Here is a 14,691-nt window from a genome sequence, read left to right as displayed (position 1 = left end):
GAAAGCGTATGAAAACGCTCTGGAAATAGAGTTCAGTCAACGTCAGAGTCATTTCTTTGCCCTATACTGGGTTTAGTATGATTTTCGGGTTCGGGTTATCCGGCGGGAAACAGCAATATTCGGGAGAAATTTATGGAATTACCTGTCGCAGTTCAGCAGGCTCTGGGTGAGACCGCAGCGGGTGTATCCTTGAGGGATGTCAGCACCGCCAGCCGAAAAGAACTGTTACGCATGGTCTTGCTGACTGATGAGCAAGGTAACCTTCAGGTGATTTGTCGCAAGGACGATCTGATTGATTTAGAACAGATGAACAAGGAACTCGGGCGTGATCTGCGTCTGATGAAGCGCCGCGAGCAAGTGCGGGTGAGAGAGCGGGCTGGCCTTAAAGCGCTTCCAGCACTGCCTTCATTGACCGGATGGCCGACGCTTGTTGATGAGCGTGTGGATCAACTTTCTGCGGTTGCGTTGGAGCTTGGCGAACAGAATCTCGCGATGGTCATGCCTGCAGAGGACTTTCAGGCTCTGACAGCCAACGCCGATCGACACTCTCTTGCAGTCGCCCTGGAATCCATTTCGGTTAATTATGATGACCACGACAGAGATCGGGATCAATTCCATTCGGCCATCAAAAAATTCACCGGTTTAAGAATACAGCAGAGACTTGAAGATACGCTTGAGTTACCACCACTGCCTGAAACCGCGCAGAGAATCATCCATTTACGAGTAAATCCCAATGCTGTGATGGGGGACCTCGTTGATATCGTCGAGAGCGATCCAAGCTTGGCAGCGCAGGTGGTCAGTTGGGCGTCGTCTTCGTTCTATGCCGCCGCCGGCCGGGTAAAATCAGTCCATGATGCGGTGTCCCGAGTTCTCGGATTCGACCTTGTCATGAACCTGGCCATGGGCCTTTCGTTGGGGCGGGCATTAAAGCAGCCTCAGGATCATCCCGAAGGTTATGTGGATTACTGGCAGCAGGCTATCTGGCAAGCCCAGTCCGCCGGTATTTTGGCCAGCATGATGCCCCGCGGAGAGCGTCCTGTCTTTGGTCTTGCCTATCTGGGAGGCCTTCTCCACAACTTTGGCCACCTGGTTCTGGCGCAAGTGTTTCCGCCACATTTCAAGCTGGTATGCCGTTCGCTGGAAGTGAATCCTGATATTGATTCCTCCGTTACTGAACACTATTTACTTGGCATTACCCGAGAGCAGATTGCAGCCCAGCTCATGGAGAACTGGGGCATGCCCGACGAGGTCACACTGGCAATCCGTTATCAAAAGAATCGCTTCTACAGTGGATCGAACAGCGTGTACGCCCGTTTGCTCTGGCTCGGCCGGCAGTTGCTAACGGCACGAGGTGTAGCTCTCGGCGCTGGTGAAGAGGTTGATCAGGCAGTCTTCGATGAGTTGGGTCTTGATCGAGGGCAGGTTGAGGAACAGTTCGATGAACTGGTTCACAATAAAGATAGCGTTATGGCAATGGCCGGTATGATGAGTCAGTAAGGTCTACATCCCCATATTTTGATTCAAAAAAAGCCGGCTCAGAGGCCGGCAAGCTCACCCGCTTTATTGCAGAGTCGTCCAAACTTATCAGGAGAAAACAACGTTAGGTGGCACCTGCCGCAGATGATCGGTGCCCCCTTGCTTCTAATTTAGACCCTTATGGAAAAAAGAAAAGTCAACAGTTGTAACCTGGAAGGAATGATCGTCGTGTCAGTTTTTCACCGCGTCAGAACCTTTTGATTTCATGAGCTAAATTATTCTTTTTGTCGACCGAGTGGTTACAAAATGTTACAAAAATAAGGTCTGACCAGTTCCTGGATGCTTGAATAGCTGACTCTAACCTGAAAAGGAGTGGTGTCGGATAGCGGTTGCGGCCCGGCGAATCGCATCGGCATGCTTCTGTTCCACTTCGAAACGTTCCTTGTCCATCTTGTCCACGAACTTTGTCTCCGTTGCTTGCCGTGCCCGGTGCGTGGGCATGTGCTGCAACTGGTCATGCACTTCCTGGAATACACTGAAAGGTGATTGCTCCAGCAACTCCGGAGCAATGTGATCGAGCAGGCCCTTGAGTCTCAGGCAGGCTTCCGAGTATTCGATCTGATCCTCTTCAACCGCCATCGCAATAACATGAACACTGCGGATCATGTCTTGTCTGCGGTTGGTCTGGAACGCCTCGGCTTTGGCCTGCCGTTTGCGATTTTCCGAAAGCAACCCCGTCTGACGCCGGATGAAGACCGCCAGCAGAACGATGGCGATGAGACCAGCAATAATCAGACTCCACTGCAGCCACTGGGGCATTTTCAGCTCCTTTTATGAATCAGGCCCGTTTGCGTTGGCGCTCCGGGCGCCAGACTTTGACAGCAACGGGCTGTCCATTCAATACGGAAGTGCCAGAGAGCGGATCAATTCGACCGTCGCTGAGCAAGTCGTTGATGCTGGCACCGGCATGGGCAGCCGCCACTGACTGGCCAGTGCCGTCGCGGTCATGGCCCCAGCCATGGGGAATGGATACCACGCCGGGCATGACATCCTCGGTAATTTCAACCGGCAAGACTATCTGCCTGGATTTCGAAGATATTTCTGCAGAGTCAGCGGCCTGCAAACCCAGGCGGCTGGCGTCTTTGGGATGAATCATCAGGGTGCACCGGTCCTTGCCCTTAACCAGCCGCTGACTGTTGTGCATCCACGAGTTGTTGCTCCGGACGTGGCGCCGGCCAATCAGTTGCAGAGACTCGCCGGCCGGTGCAGCCAGGGCCTCATGCAGACTGCCAAGGTCGTCCAGGTAGCGCCTTGGCGCAAGGTTGATCTTGCCATCGCGGGTAAACAGGCGTTCAGGCAGGGACGGCTGGAGAGGGCCCAGATCGACGCCGTTCGGGTTGTCCTTCAGGGCACTCAGGGAAAGCCCTTTCGGTAGCTCCTGCCAGTGGCGGTTCAGGGGGCTGAGCTTGGCCAGTCCACGAAGCGGATGTCGTTTCGGCAGGATATCCATCACCAGATCGACCGCAGGCTGCAGCAAGCCCCGCGCACGCCCGGCATCAGCGCCATAGGGGCCGGATCGCAAGAGCAGATCAAGAATCGGGTCTGGCCCAATCTGCTTGAAGGCGCGCCAGCCGAGTTCCGCCCGCAGGGCCAGTTGCCCACCTTTCCGGAGCTTTTCCAACCGGTGGGCCAGCTCCAGTAGAATCTGCCAGTCATGGCGGGCTCCCGGGCCGGCATCGAACAGTGCTTCGCTGTATTTGGCGAAATTGCGCACCGCAAACATGCTGAAAATCAGATCGTAGTGGCTGCGTTCCAGCGCCGCGGTCGGGGGCAGGATGATATCCGCATGCCGGGTTGTTTCGTTGAGGTAATAATCCACCGAGACCATGAAGTCGAGGCCGCCCAGGGCTTCCTCCAGACGTCGGCCGTTGGGGCTGGAGAGAACGGGATTGCCGGCAACGGTGACAAAAGCCCTGATCTGCCCATCGCCAGGGGTTAACATCTCATCGGCCATGGTGCTGGCCGGGTATTCTCCGCCGAATTCAGGCAGCCCCTTCACGCGGCTGTGGCGCTTGCCGAAGTGACCCTTCTGACCGGCCATGGCACCAAGCTCTACCAGATCAATCGCCGGCTGCGAGAACAGAACGCCGCCGGGCAGGTCCAGTTTCCCGGTCAGGATGTTGAGGCAATAGGCCAGCCAGGTTGCCACACCGCCAAAGGTCTGGGTGCTTGTCCCCATGCGCGTGTAAAGAGCCGCCTTTCGCGTGGTGGCGAGCTGTCGGGTGAGGGCGCGAATGTCCTCCGCGGAAATACCGGTGTGTGCGCTGACCACTTCCGGGGTGAAGCTGAGAGCCGCCAGGCGCAGAAGGTCTGCGTCTTTCACCAGCCTTTCCGCCGGACCGGGATCCACCAGCTTTTCTTCAAACAATGTATGCACCATGGCCATCATCAGCAGGGCATCGCTTCCGGGCCGGACGAAGTGGAATTCGTCGGCCAGCTTTGCGGTCTCGGTGCGGCGGGGGTCCACCACAACCATTCTGCCGCCGCGCTGCTTCAGGGCCTTGAGTCGCCCGCGGAAGTCCGGAACCGTCATCAGGCTGCCATTGGACGCCATGGGATTGGCGCCAATGCAGATAAACAGATCCGTGTGATCGATATCGGGAATGGGGAAAAGAACCTGGTGCCCGAACATCTCGAGACTGGCGAGCATGTGAGGCAGCTGATCATTGGACGTTGCTGAAAACCGGTTCTGGGTTCCGATGGCTCGCAGCAATGGCATGGTGGCAACCAGGGAACCATGGTTGTGTACGTTTGGGTTGCCCAGGTAAACGCCGATGCTGTTGTGGCCGTGGTCCTGGCGGGTCTGGTGGAGCTTTTCGGCGACCAGGTCAAACGCCTCCGCCCACTCCATTTCCTGCCAGCCGGTCCCGGTTTTGCGTATCGGCTTTTTCAGGCGGTCCGGATCTTCGTGCAGATCCTGAAGCGCAACCGCCTTCGGACAGATATGCCCCCGGCTGAGCGGATCATTCTCATCGCCCTTTATGGAAGCAATCCGGCCGTCCTTCATTTCGATCGCGACACCGCACATGGCCTCGCAAAGGTGACAGGTACGATAGTGGGTGCCGTTTTCCATGAAGGGGCTCTCCTGAAAGGTTGTTGTCTTGCTATAGAAGTTTCAATCTGCAACCAGATTAGCAGCAAATGGCTTGGATGGGGAAATAACCACCGTTTGTACCCTGTGCAAAAAGGGCCAACCCGAAGGCTGGCCCTTTGCAGTGGTTTCACAGCTTTTTACTGCTCTGCCGGGATCTCTTTGACCGGGTTGGATATGAAGTTGAGGTAGACGCCCTGTTCGGGGATTTGCAGGGGCAGATCAATCGTCACGATTTCGCCGCCAGGCACTCCAAGCGCCCGCGCCCGGACATTAATGTCGACCAGGTTTGAGTTGCGTTGCTCAATCTGCATCCGGCCGTCATCGAAGAAGGTGATGTTGCCCTCCAGTTCAAGCACAAACTCCCGACCGTACAGGTCGTGGCGGCCTCCCAGCGGGATTTCCATATCGGGCGCATCGAGCATCAATTCGGCCCGGGTTTTGAAGACCGGCTGGCCATTTTCACCCTCGGTTATTACCCCGGGTATCAGGCCAGAGCGGCTGCAGCCCGGGCCGGAACACGCCGGGTCGTCCTTGGCATAGCGCATGCGGAGGACCTGGGTATTGGTAATGGACTCCTCCTGGAGTGGGATAAATCCAAAAACCCGAAGCTCTGTGAACACACTGATCGATGTGGTCGCCAACTGTGTGGGATACAGGTTCACCAGAATCCCCTCATCGCCGGTTGGCTCATAAATGCCAGGGCCAATAACTTCCGTGTTGAGGGCGTAGGTCTGGTAGATGAACTTATCTTTGGGGCAACGCTCGCCGGTCTCGCAGCCAACCCGCGCATCGGCGGTACTGGCTACAATCACGGGCGGAGAGGCTGATGCTTCGTTATTGCGGACCCTCAGTTTCGTTGAATTGGCTGAAGCGGCCCAGCCATCAGCGTCGCTGCCCTGGTGGTCAAACGGCTCAAGACAGTCCGGGTTAGTGTTGGAGTCACAGTCCACAATGAAGTTGGCATTGGTGTCGCGAACTGGCAGGTTTCGCAGAGGCGTGAAAACGCTGTCCAGAGGCTCGGTTCCGGTGAAATAGATCACCATGTCGTCCGGTCCGTTGTTGCCACCTCCGTCATCAAGCCCTTCAAGCAGGTCGGTTTTCAGTGCCAGGCCATCGGAATCGCAAACTGAGGTGTAGCTTCCAGTCGAGCAGCTTCCTGCATCCTCCGATGACTTCAGGGTGTACCGATAGTGTGCGTCGGCTTCCCAGGGCTGGTCCGGGTAGAACCGGATCCGCTGGAGATTCTTTTCAAGCCGGCCAGGTACGTTGCTTTCCACAACCGTGACCGAACCACTGGGTTCCTGCCTCACTTTCTCGACGATGAAGGTGTCTCCCTGAATAATGGAATTCAGGTCCATGGACTTGGAGAAGACAACGGTAATGGGACGATCTGACGGCATGGTGCTGACTGGTAGAGTGTCACCCACACCTCCATCGGAATAGCACTGTCCCAGTACGCCGGCGGAGAGATCCAGCAGACTATGATCGGTTTCGCAGGGGTAGCCCGGATAGGTGGTCAGGGCCAGGGCAGGGCGTCGGGTTACAGCGGAGCCGCCAATATCATCCAGTGAAAACTGTAACGGTGCCACGGTGGCTGGGTTGCCGGCCAGATCGGTCAAACCATCGATGACGATTTCGTAGTCAACGCCATGGCGCAGGCCATCGCCCGGATTCACGATAACGGCAGTTCCGTCCAGTTGTGTCTCAAGTGTCTCAACAGGAACACCATCCGCGAACAGTGAAATTCCGGTATCAATGGAGTCCGCGGCAAGCGGCTCATCAAAGAACAGAATGACCGGATCCCCGGGGCGCTGCATGGACTGGCGCGTATCCGGAATGGCGTTGTCCGGTCCGGGCATCCAGCTGATCAGGCTGGGCGAAGTGCTGTCCAGCTCGCGGAGTAGCTCGGCATCCAGAACCGAATCGGCATCGGTGGCCGCCTGAAGATGGAACGCGATGGTCGAGTCTGTGTATTCCTGGCCGAGAAGGTTTGGCTCCACCATTCCGATGGCATCGATGGTCAATACGCCATCCTGCACCAGTGCGATGCCGCGCAACTCGACCCCCATCAGATCCTGGGAGAGTGCTGCGTTGGGCTGGGCGTTTTCGGTGTTCATGGAGACATCCATAAACAGCGTGATATGTCTGGGCGCGTTAATGTCATTGGTGTAGGGGTTGGGGCTCAGGTAGCCGGATGCGTCTGACAACATGGTGACCTTGATGTTGCCAGTAGTCTGGAGCTGACCGTTGGCGGCATCCAGCACAGGAACCTCGCCGCCCACCAGAACATCCAGACTGGTACTGTTCAGCACGCTGCCCCGGGCGATACGCAACGGAAGCGCTTCATCAGCCTCGAAGGCCGGCGCATAAGCCAGCTCTGCAAACAGATCGCCGGTCTGTTGGGAGGGGCCTGCTTCTCCCTGGAGCACCGAGTTGAGCGTGACGCCGTTAATGGCCTGGCCGTTCAGGACTGATCGGGTGACGTCTTGCTCCGCAATACCTGCGGCCAGCCCGGAATCAACAGCAGACTGCTGAAGTACGACCGTTGGGCCTGTCTCGCGGGGCGTGAATGCGATTTCCTCACTGAACCGGTCTGCTTCGGGCGAAGTCAGGCTGGCCAGGTTTTCCAGGCGCAGGGTATAGGTCTGGCCGGTGTCCAGGACATCGTCCTTGCTGCCACAGTCCCTGGGATCCTCGACCACACAAGGGTCCACCGTTATCCGATTGCCTTTCACCAGAACCATCGCTGGAACAACCTCTCCGCTGCCATCCAGCAGCTGGATGGAACCGCCGAGAGCCTTCCAGTCCGGATGGATCGGGTGGGTCATGGCCAGGCGGAATGTGGAAAAGTTCATGGCCTCGAACGGGCTGTTGTTTGCCGGAACCTGCCAGGCGATATCAAAATCCGCGGCCGAGTTGGTTATGCTTGCGGGTCCGGAGAAACTTCCCCGAGTCTCGAACTGGATGCCGGCATCGCCGACCGCGTTGGGGGTGTCGATCTGGCGACCGCCCTCCGCAGCCAGCGGTTCGCTGAACGTCACCGTGTAGTCGCCGAGCGTGTCGAGTTCCGACGAGGGCGACAGCATGAGGCTTTTACCGCCGTCAATCCGGCTGATAGAAAAGGGCAGTGACTGTTCCTGAGATTGCAGCAGAATCTTGTTTTGGAGATCTGCATCCTCATCGGTCAACGCATGGCTGAAGCGCAGAACAATGTCGGCTTTCGGGCTGACATCTGCCTGGCCATCAGCAGGGTAGGAATACACCACCGAGCCGGAGGAGACTTTCTCATTCATGGTCTGTTCGTCGCCACCACAGGCGGCCAGTAACAGGGCGGGTATAAGTGCCAGTGTGTTGTTGTACTTCATGGCGTGCCCTCCTTAAAACTTCAGGGTGATGGAGCCGCTGACAACGTGAACGTCGCCGTCTGCAGTAACCGGCGTTTCGTTGCCGTCAAAATCCACCAGTGTGAAATCGCGCTCCTGCAGTTGCTGGTATTGGTAACCGATGTCCAGGCGGACGGGGTAGGCCAGCAGACGGGTGCGGTCATACGTGGCGCTCAGGCCAAGGCCCACGACAATCTTGTCGGTATCGAGATAATTGATCTCCGGATTGCGGGTGGACTTGAGCGGCGACTCCTCATAGGCAACGCCGCCGCGCACAGAAAAGTTCTTGTTGAGTGCATACTCGGCGCCGATCCGTGGAATCAGTACGTCGTCGAACTGAATCCGGCTGCCCGCTGGCACAGACTGCTGATCCTTGATCGTATCGGAAGAAAATTCCTTCTCCAGCTCTGACCAGTTCTGCTGCTCCACGCTGCCACCAATCCGCCAGTTTTCGCCCTTGTATTGAGCGCCAAAGCCGAAGGTTTCCGGCTGGAAGGAATCAATGGTGGAGACCGACAGACTCAGGCCGGGATCCGGAATGGTCTGGGTGACAATGATGTTGGAATCAACCGACGTGGAGGCCGCTGACTTGGTTCGATAAGTGAGTGCGGTTTCCCAGCCGTTCAGGAAGCAGTCGCTGTCCGGGCAGAATGTGCTGCCCAGATCAATGGTGGTGCCCAGAATGGTTTTCAGTGAGGGTTCGGCATTGACCGCAAGGCGTTCCCGGCTGGTCTCGCCACCCAAAGTAGAGACCGCATCGAGGTTTGCCTGGGCATCCAGGGTGACCCGCACCGAAGCACCGGCGGAGATGCCGCGCCAGATCGGCGTAGCGCCACCGATGTTCAGGAACAGGGGCTCTTTACCGTACTGAAGGAACTGGCCGTTCTCCGTGGTCTGCGAATCGAACGCCAGCATTTCCTTGCCGTATTTCTCGACGCCTGCAATGAAGCCCAGATAGATCGGGTGCTTGAAGCGAGTCAGCGAACCCAGATTGGTTTTCATGCCAATCAGCACCTGCTGGCTTGGTGAGTTGGCCAGGATGTCGCCATTGGCATTCGGGTTGGCAGAACGCAGTTCCTGTTCGGCGTGCAGAATGCCAGCGGTCAGCTCCCCACGCTCATCTTTGGTCAGATAGGCTGGGTTGTAATAGGTGGCTGACACCTGATCGTTGAACATGGACAGTGACTGGGCTGTGGCAACATCCACTGGCATGACGCCATAGGTGGTGCCGAGGTTGCCCATACTGGCGTTAACCGAAATAGAGAAACCGACAGAGGCGGTGGCGATTGCAAGAGACAGTGCCCTTGACCGGGAAGGGGAGGAAAAAGCCATTGATACACTCCATTACTTCGTTGTTTTTATACTCGGGCCGCGGAAGGGCGGCTGGTATTTTTGTTCGGGAGGTAGTGTATTCGGCTTGTCTTTTGGGGACGTTGGCTGTTGTGACGCAAATTATTGTCGGAAAGACCACGTCTCAGTTTACCCCTCTATCTGTCCGGAGCATGCTGCATATTTATGTCGAGAATCTTTACATGGAGCTGGCGCTTCTGAAAATCCGGGTATGATTAAGCGCCTGACCTTAAATAATTTTCGCTGTATGGTTCGCAACTTGCGGTGCTTTTGAAGAGCTCGGCGGGAGAGATAGAAGATGTTCTCTACGCTAGCCGAGGGATTTGGACGGAGGAGAGGGTTATGAAGCAAAAAGGAAAGTTTGTGGCCTCGTTACTGTTTGCATTGTGCATTGCAGGAGCCGGGTCTGCCCAGGCGGGTATGATTACCTACGATACGTGGGCAACCAATGAAAACGGTACCGGAAATTATATTTTTACGGTGGACGATGAGGTCTCCGGAAAATTTAACTATTCGCTGACGGTGCACCCTTGGAATGCGGAAGCGTTCGGCGTGTTTATTGACTTTGGCAGCAAAGCAACAGGCGGTGGGGCTTTGAATTTGGCGGGTGATAGCAGTGTCTCACTTGAGGGCCGGGATACTACGGACAGCGTTTGTGGGCCGCCAAGTTGCAATATCAGTGGGCTGAGCATTCCTGGTTTTGATGGTACTTGGGGCTTGATTTTTGGTCTTGGGACTCAGGGCTTTAACGGAATACAGACTTTTAGTTGGAGTACAACCGACTTTGGACTGAGTCTGAGCGATTTTGGGGTGGTCGCTATTCGGGCGCAACAGCTTTGTGCCGACGGTTCACTTCTGCCAGACAATGAAAATAGCTGCGGTGGAAGTGACAAAGCGTATGGCTACAGCACAGTTTCAGTACCTGAGCCGGGAACACTAGCGCTTCTTGGACTTGGTCTGATCGGTTTGTGGGTGAGAAGAAAGAAAGTTGAAGCCTAACCACTTTTGAATAGCGATAGGGAATTCCAAAAACCGCCGAAAGCACTCGGCGGTTTTTTTGTCAGAAAACTTTACAAGCTACGGGCAGCACTGATTTCCAGCCTGAAAAAGAGAGATTTTTTTGATGGTAGTGACACCATAATTTGGCCGCCGTTTGTCACCATATATTGGCCGGGCGGAATTGAGGTTGTCTGCCATTGATGCCAATTCCAAAGTGAGGCCTTAAACAAAAGCGAACGTTCTAGTCAGAGCTTTTCTCCAGAGCTTCGAAGCTAGTCGTAGCCATCTCATCCAGAGTGATGAGCGGAGCAAATTGCAGACGCTGAATGGTTACATGGCAGAGATGGCCATCCTTGGCTAGGCTATTGTTTTTATTTATGTGAAACGCGATTTCTGGTTCGAAGTTAGTGTTAAGGACGCAGCCAGATTTCTACAATGATAAAGCGTGCTGCCTAATTTGCTGATAGGTCATTTAAATGAGAAAGATTTCTTTGCCCGCAACTAACACCGTTTCTATACCTATTCCACTTGGAGGCAGTGGGAAGGCCGATGAAAATGGAGAGGTTTACTTGGGCGGAATAGGCCCTGATGAAATCTCTACGCTCGGTACTGCAAGAGAGAACGGAATGCACATCATCTGGTCTACTGTTTGCCTGGAAAAAAAGCTCGAAGATACGATTACCGACTTCTTTTTTGGAAAAACGAACTCTCCGACAAGACGCAGGAATGTGTTTGTAAATGAAGTATTACAATCCTCATCTTTCCAGTTTTCGTTTAAAAAGAGCCTCATTAACACGATTACCAAAGAAACTGAGGTACTTAAGGGTAAGGATTCGAGCAGACTTCAGGGGTTCCTCAAAAAAATAATGACTTGGCGCAACGCTTTTGCACATGGAACTCTGAAATTTGATACTAAAGACGGTGCTTTACTATGTTATTTTTCGGGCGGCCACCAGACAATAATCTTGAATGAAGAATTTTGGGATGAAGTTGAAAGTGTGTTCAAAAAATGCACGGAGTATGTGGATAAAATTGACACTGCACTTTGATATTTAACCAGTCGCCGGCTCGCTCTGCGTTAGCGAGCTTTTCCTATTGATTCGGGTCGTGGTGACCTAAACAAGAATGATGATCTGGAGATGTAAGTGATTAATCGCGGTTCTGAATGGCATAGATGGGAGCCGCATATCCATGCGCCCGGCACGATCCTCAACAATCAGTTCGGTGTATCCGATCCCTGGAGCACCTATCTCTCGACGCTCGAAGCCTTAACGCCGAAGGTCGAGGCGGTCGCGGTCACTGACTACTACGTTACCGACACTTACGAGGAATTCCTTCAGCATAAGGTCACAGGCCGATTGCCCGACGTGTCGCTAATCTTCCCTAACATCGAGCTGCGCCTCGATGTGGCATCGAAAACGGGCTTCGTGAACGTCCATTTGTTGGTCAGCCCTGAAGACCCTGAACACCTCTCAGAGACAAAGCGAATCCTGAAGCGCCTTCAATTCTATGCTTTTGGCGACCGCTTCGACTGCACGCGGGAGGAACTGATAAAGCTGGGCAAACGTTCAGACACTACCATCATTGACGACGGGGCTGCGCTTCGACAAGGCGCCACACAGTTCAAAGTCAACTTCGATCAATTGCGTAAAGTTATCGCCGAAAGTGAATGGGCGAAAAAGAACATTTTAATCGCCGTTGCTGGTGGTTCTAGTGACGGCACTTCCGGAGTTCGTCAGGCCGCGGATTCTACGGTGCGCCAGGAGATAGAGAAATTCGCCCACATCATTTTCTCCAGCAGCCCCGCACAGCGTGAATTCTGGATCGGCCAACGGAACGTCAGTGTTGAAGAACTGCGCTCGCGCTATGAGGGGTGCAAGCCGTGTCTCCATGGCAGCGATTCCCACGACCAGAAGTCCGTCGGGAAGCCAGTCGACAATCGCTTCTCGTGGATCAAGGGTGCACTAACATTCGACGCCCTACGACAGGCCTGCATCGATCCGGAAGGCCGGGCCTATGTTGGCGAGAAACCGCCAAGCTCGGCTATGCCGTCGCAGGTCATCTCGCATGTACACTTTGAGGATGCAGATTGGGCGGTAACGCCCGATATTCCGCTCAATCCCGGCCTAGTCGCCATCATTGGCGCGCGGGGATCTGGCAAGACGGCACTGGCCGATGTGATCGCCGCCGGTTGCGATGCAATAACTCCAGCTGGCTGGGAGGCTGACGAGAACGTCAGCCCATCGTTCCTCACACGCGCACGCAAACTCATCGGGGACGCCTCCGCGACACTGACTTGGGGCGGCGGCGCAACGGAGACGCGTGCGCTTGATGGCCGTGACGCGAACGGCCATATGTCGTTCCCTCGTGCGAGATATCTTTCTCAGCAATTCGTCGAGGAGCTGTGTTCGGCCAAGGGTGTCTCCGATGGTCTCGTCGATGAGATCGAGCGCGTTATCTTCGATTCCCACTCGCAGGACGACCGCGAGTGGGCGCTTGACTTCACCGAGCTCCGCGAGCAACGGACCGCTCGCTTCCAGCAAGCCCGTGAGCGTGAGGCGGAGGCGATCGCCGATATCTCCGACAGAATTGCTACCGAGCTCGAGAAAGAGAGCCTCGTTGCCAGCCTGAGCAAGCAGGTTGAGCAAAAGAAGAAGCTGATCGCCGGCTATACGGCTGACCAGGCTAAGCTAGTGGTTAAGGGCACCGAAGCTCAGGTCGCAAGGCACACCCAGCTCAGCGGGGCGGCGCAGAAGCTAAGGACCAAGATACAAGCCTATAACAATCAGCGCCGAACCTTCGTCGCTCTGCAAGACGAGGTTCGTAGCATGCGAGCCACCGGCGCGCCTGAAATGCTCCGACAGATCCAGGCGCGACATAACAACAGTGGCCTAGACGCCAATCAGTGGGACGAGTTCCTGCTGATTTATAAGGGCGACGTCGACAAGAGCCTCACGGCCTACACCGCATGGGCGGACGCCGAGGTTGGCAAGCTCAACGGTGTTCCTCCACCGCCCGGCGATCCCAATGTTGCTCTGATTGCTGATGACACAGATCTCGCGATGCTTCCGCTTGCGCCGATCGTAGCAGAGATGGCACGACTCGAGGCGCTATTCGGCGCGGACAAGCTTATTCGTGAGCAATACGCGACGCTTACGAAGCGGATTGCGCAGGAGAATTCGGCGCTTCAGACTATGGAAGCACGGCTCACTGACGCCAAGGGCGCGGCAGCGCGACGGAAGGGCCTGCAGACTGAACGTGACGACACCTATGGCCGCGTGTTCGAAGCTATCATAAGCGAGCAAAACGCGCTGGCTGCCCTATATGCACCGCTCATGGAGCGTCTATCCTCATCATCGGGCACACTCAAGAAGCTGAGTTTTTCAGTCCGCAGGATTGCCGATGTTCAGACCTGGGGCGCGTTTGCCGAAGAGGAACTCCTCGACCGTCGTAAGGCGGGCCCTTTTTACGGGCGCGGCTCGTTGATTGCGGCCGCGACGGACGCGCTCAAACCTGCGTGGGAAACCGGTTCTGCCGCTGAAGTTCAGGCTGCTATGACGGCCTTTATGGGAAAATACCTAAGAGATCTCTTATCGCACGCGCCATTTTCCCCAACCCAGCAAACTGAATTCCGCGCGTGGTCGAAGCGATTCGCACACTGGCTTTTTGGAACCGAACACATTGCCATTCGCTACGAGATTTCCTACGACGGCGTGGATATCCGTAAGTTGTCGCCAGGCACCCGAGGGATCGTCCTGTTGCTGCTCTACCTCGCGCTAGACGATTCCGACGACCGACCGTTGATTATTGACCAGCCAGAGGAAAACCTCGATCCAAAGTCGGTCTTCGACGAGCTGGTGGCGCTTTTCATCGCGGCGAAAGCGAAACGCCAGGTGATCATGGTGACACATAACGCCAATCTCGTGATCAACACCGACGCGGATCAGATAATCGTCGCCGAAGCTGGTCCGCATCTTTCAGGTGGTTTGCCGCCGATTAGCTATGTAGCGGGGGGGCTAGAGGATGCTGCGATCCGCAAGGTGGTTTGTGAAATCCTTGAGGGTGGCGAAGCTGCATTTCGCGAACGATCGAGGCGGCTTCGCGTCCGTCTCGATCGATAGGTTGGACTGTGATTGCAAGCCCGTCCGCGACAAATACAGCGTCGCGGTGGTCCATGGGGGCATGCTGGACCAGTCAGCTTACGTTGGCCGCCTGATATTTGGGTGCACAGCGACCGTTTTTTTACTGTTCCACAGCTCATAACCGGCGCGTGAACCGGGCGCTAGACAAAGAACAAGGTAATTATGAGGGAAGGCGACTTAGGCAACC

At 55.5% G+C, this 14,691-nt stretch carries 8 protein-coding genes; 4 read left to right on the top strand and 4 right to left on the bottom strand.

The features are described 5' to 3' along the window. The first annotated feature begins 132 nt into the window (after positions 1–132). A complete protein-coding gene (locus tag KYE_RS01215; RefSeq protein ID WP_008169582.1) occupies positions 133–1,497 on the top strand; it encodes an HDOD domain-containing protein in 1,365 nt (454 codons plus the stop codon). Between the two features lie 336 nt (positions 1,498–1,833). Here the strand turns inward: KYE_RS01215 and KYE_RS01210 are convergent, their stop codons facing one another. The 4 genes from KYE_RS01210 to aupA form a co-directional block, all read right to left on the bottom strand. Then, a complete protein-coding gene (locus tag KYE_RS01210) occupies positions 1,834–2,295 on the bottom strand; it encodes a DUF2489 domain-containing protein (RefSeq protein ID WP_008169581.1) in 462 nt (153 codons plus the stop codon). A gap of 19 nt (positions 2,296–2,314) precedes the next feature. Then, positions 2,315–4,609 carry a molybdopterin-dependent oxidoreductase gene (locus KYE_RS01205; RefSeq protein ID WP_008169580.1) on the bottom strand — a complete coding sequence of 765 codons (2,295 nt, stop codon included), beginning with the start codon at positions 4,607–4,609 and terminating at the stop codon, positions 2,315–2,317. A gap of 158 nt (positions 4,610–4,767) precedes the next feature. Beyond that, the gene (locus tag KYE_RS01200; protein ID WP_008169577.1) at positions 4,768–7,995 is read right to left on the bottom strand and encodes an Ig-like domain-containing protein; all 3,228 of its coding nucleotides are present in this window, start codon (positions 7,993–7,995) and stop codon (positions 4,768–4,770) included. Positions 7,996–8,007: 12 nt separating this feature from the next. Further along, positions 8,008–9,345 (bottom strand): alkane uptake protein AupA, encoded by a 1,338-nt coding sequence (gene aupA / locus KYE_RS01195; protein WP_008169576.1) that lies wholly within the window; start codon positions 9,343–9,345, stop codon positions 8,008–8,010. A gap of 360 nt (positions 9,346–9,705) precedes the next feature. Here aupA and KYE_RS21750 point away from each other — a divergent pair, with 360 nt between their 5' ends. The 3 genes from KYE_RS21750 to KYE_RS01175 all read left to right on the top strand — a co-directional run bounded on the left by KYE_RS21750 (position 9,706) and on the right by KYE_RS01175 (position 14,483). After that, complete coding sequence (locus tag KYE_RS21750) at positions 9,706–10,362, top strand: PEP-CTERM sorting domain-containing protein (protein ID WP_008169571.1); 657 nt, start codon at positions 9,706–9,708, stop codon at positions 10,360–10,362. Positions 10,363–10,838: 476 nt separating this feature from the next. Further along, positions 10,839–11,411: a hypothetical protein gene (locus KYE_RS01180; protein ID WP_008169570.1), complete on the top strand. Its 573-nt coding sequence runs from the start codon at positions 10,839–10,841 to the stop codon at positions 11,409–11,411. Positions 11,412–11,507: 96 nt separating this feature from the next. Next, entirely contained in the window at positions 11,508–14,483 is a 2,976-nt protein-coding gene (locus KYE_RS01175) for a TrlF family AAA-like ATPase (RefSeq protein ID WP_008169568.1), read from the top strand. Positions 14,484–14,691: the final 208 nt, after the last annotated feature.

The organism is Marinobacter manganoxydans MnI7-9 (genome assembly GCF_000235625.1).
GTDB lineage: Bacteria > Pseudomonadota > Gammaproteobacteria > Pseudomonadales > Oleiphilaceae > Marinobacter > Marinobacter manganoxydans.
Note: the sequence above shows the minus strand (reverse complement) of the source record. Positions and strands in the feature narration are given on the sequence as shown.

Bases quoted from the DNA above. Each gene is read 5' to 3' on its own strand.
- KYE_RS01180 (WP_008169570.1), top strand. From the start codon at position 10,839: ATGAGAAAGATTTCTTTGCCCGCAACTAACACCGTTTCTATACCTATT.
- aupA (WP_008169576.1), bottom strand. From the start codon at position 9,345: ATGGCTTTTTCCTCCCCTTCCCGGTCAAGGGCACTGTCTCTTGCAATC.
- KYE_RS21750 (WP_008169571.1), top strand. From the start codon at position 9,706: ATGAAGCAAAAAGGAAAGTTTGTGGCCTCGTTACTGTTTGCATTGTGC.
- KYE_RS01205 (WP_008169580.1), bottom strand. From the start codon at position 4,609: ATGGAAAACGGCACCCACTATCGTACCTGTCACCTTTGCGAGGCCATG.
- KYE_RS01210 (WP_008169581.1), bottom strand. From the start codon at position 2,295: ATGCCCCAGTGGCTGCAGTGGAGTCTGATTATTGCTGGTCTCATCGCC.
- KYE_RS01200 (WP_008169577.1), bottom strand. From the start codon at position 7,995: ATGAAGTACAACAACACACTGGCACTTATACCCGCCCTGTTACTGGCC.
- KYE_RS01215 (WP_008169582.1), top strand. From the start codon at position 133: ATGGAATTACCTGTCGCAGTTCAGCAGGCTCTGGGTGAGACCGCAGCG.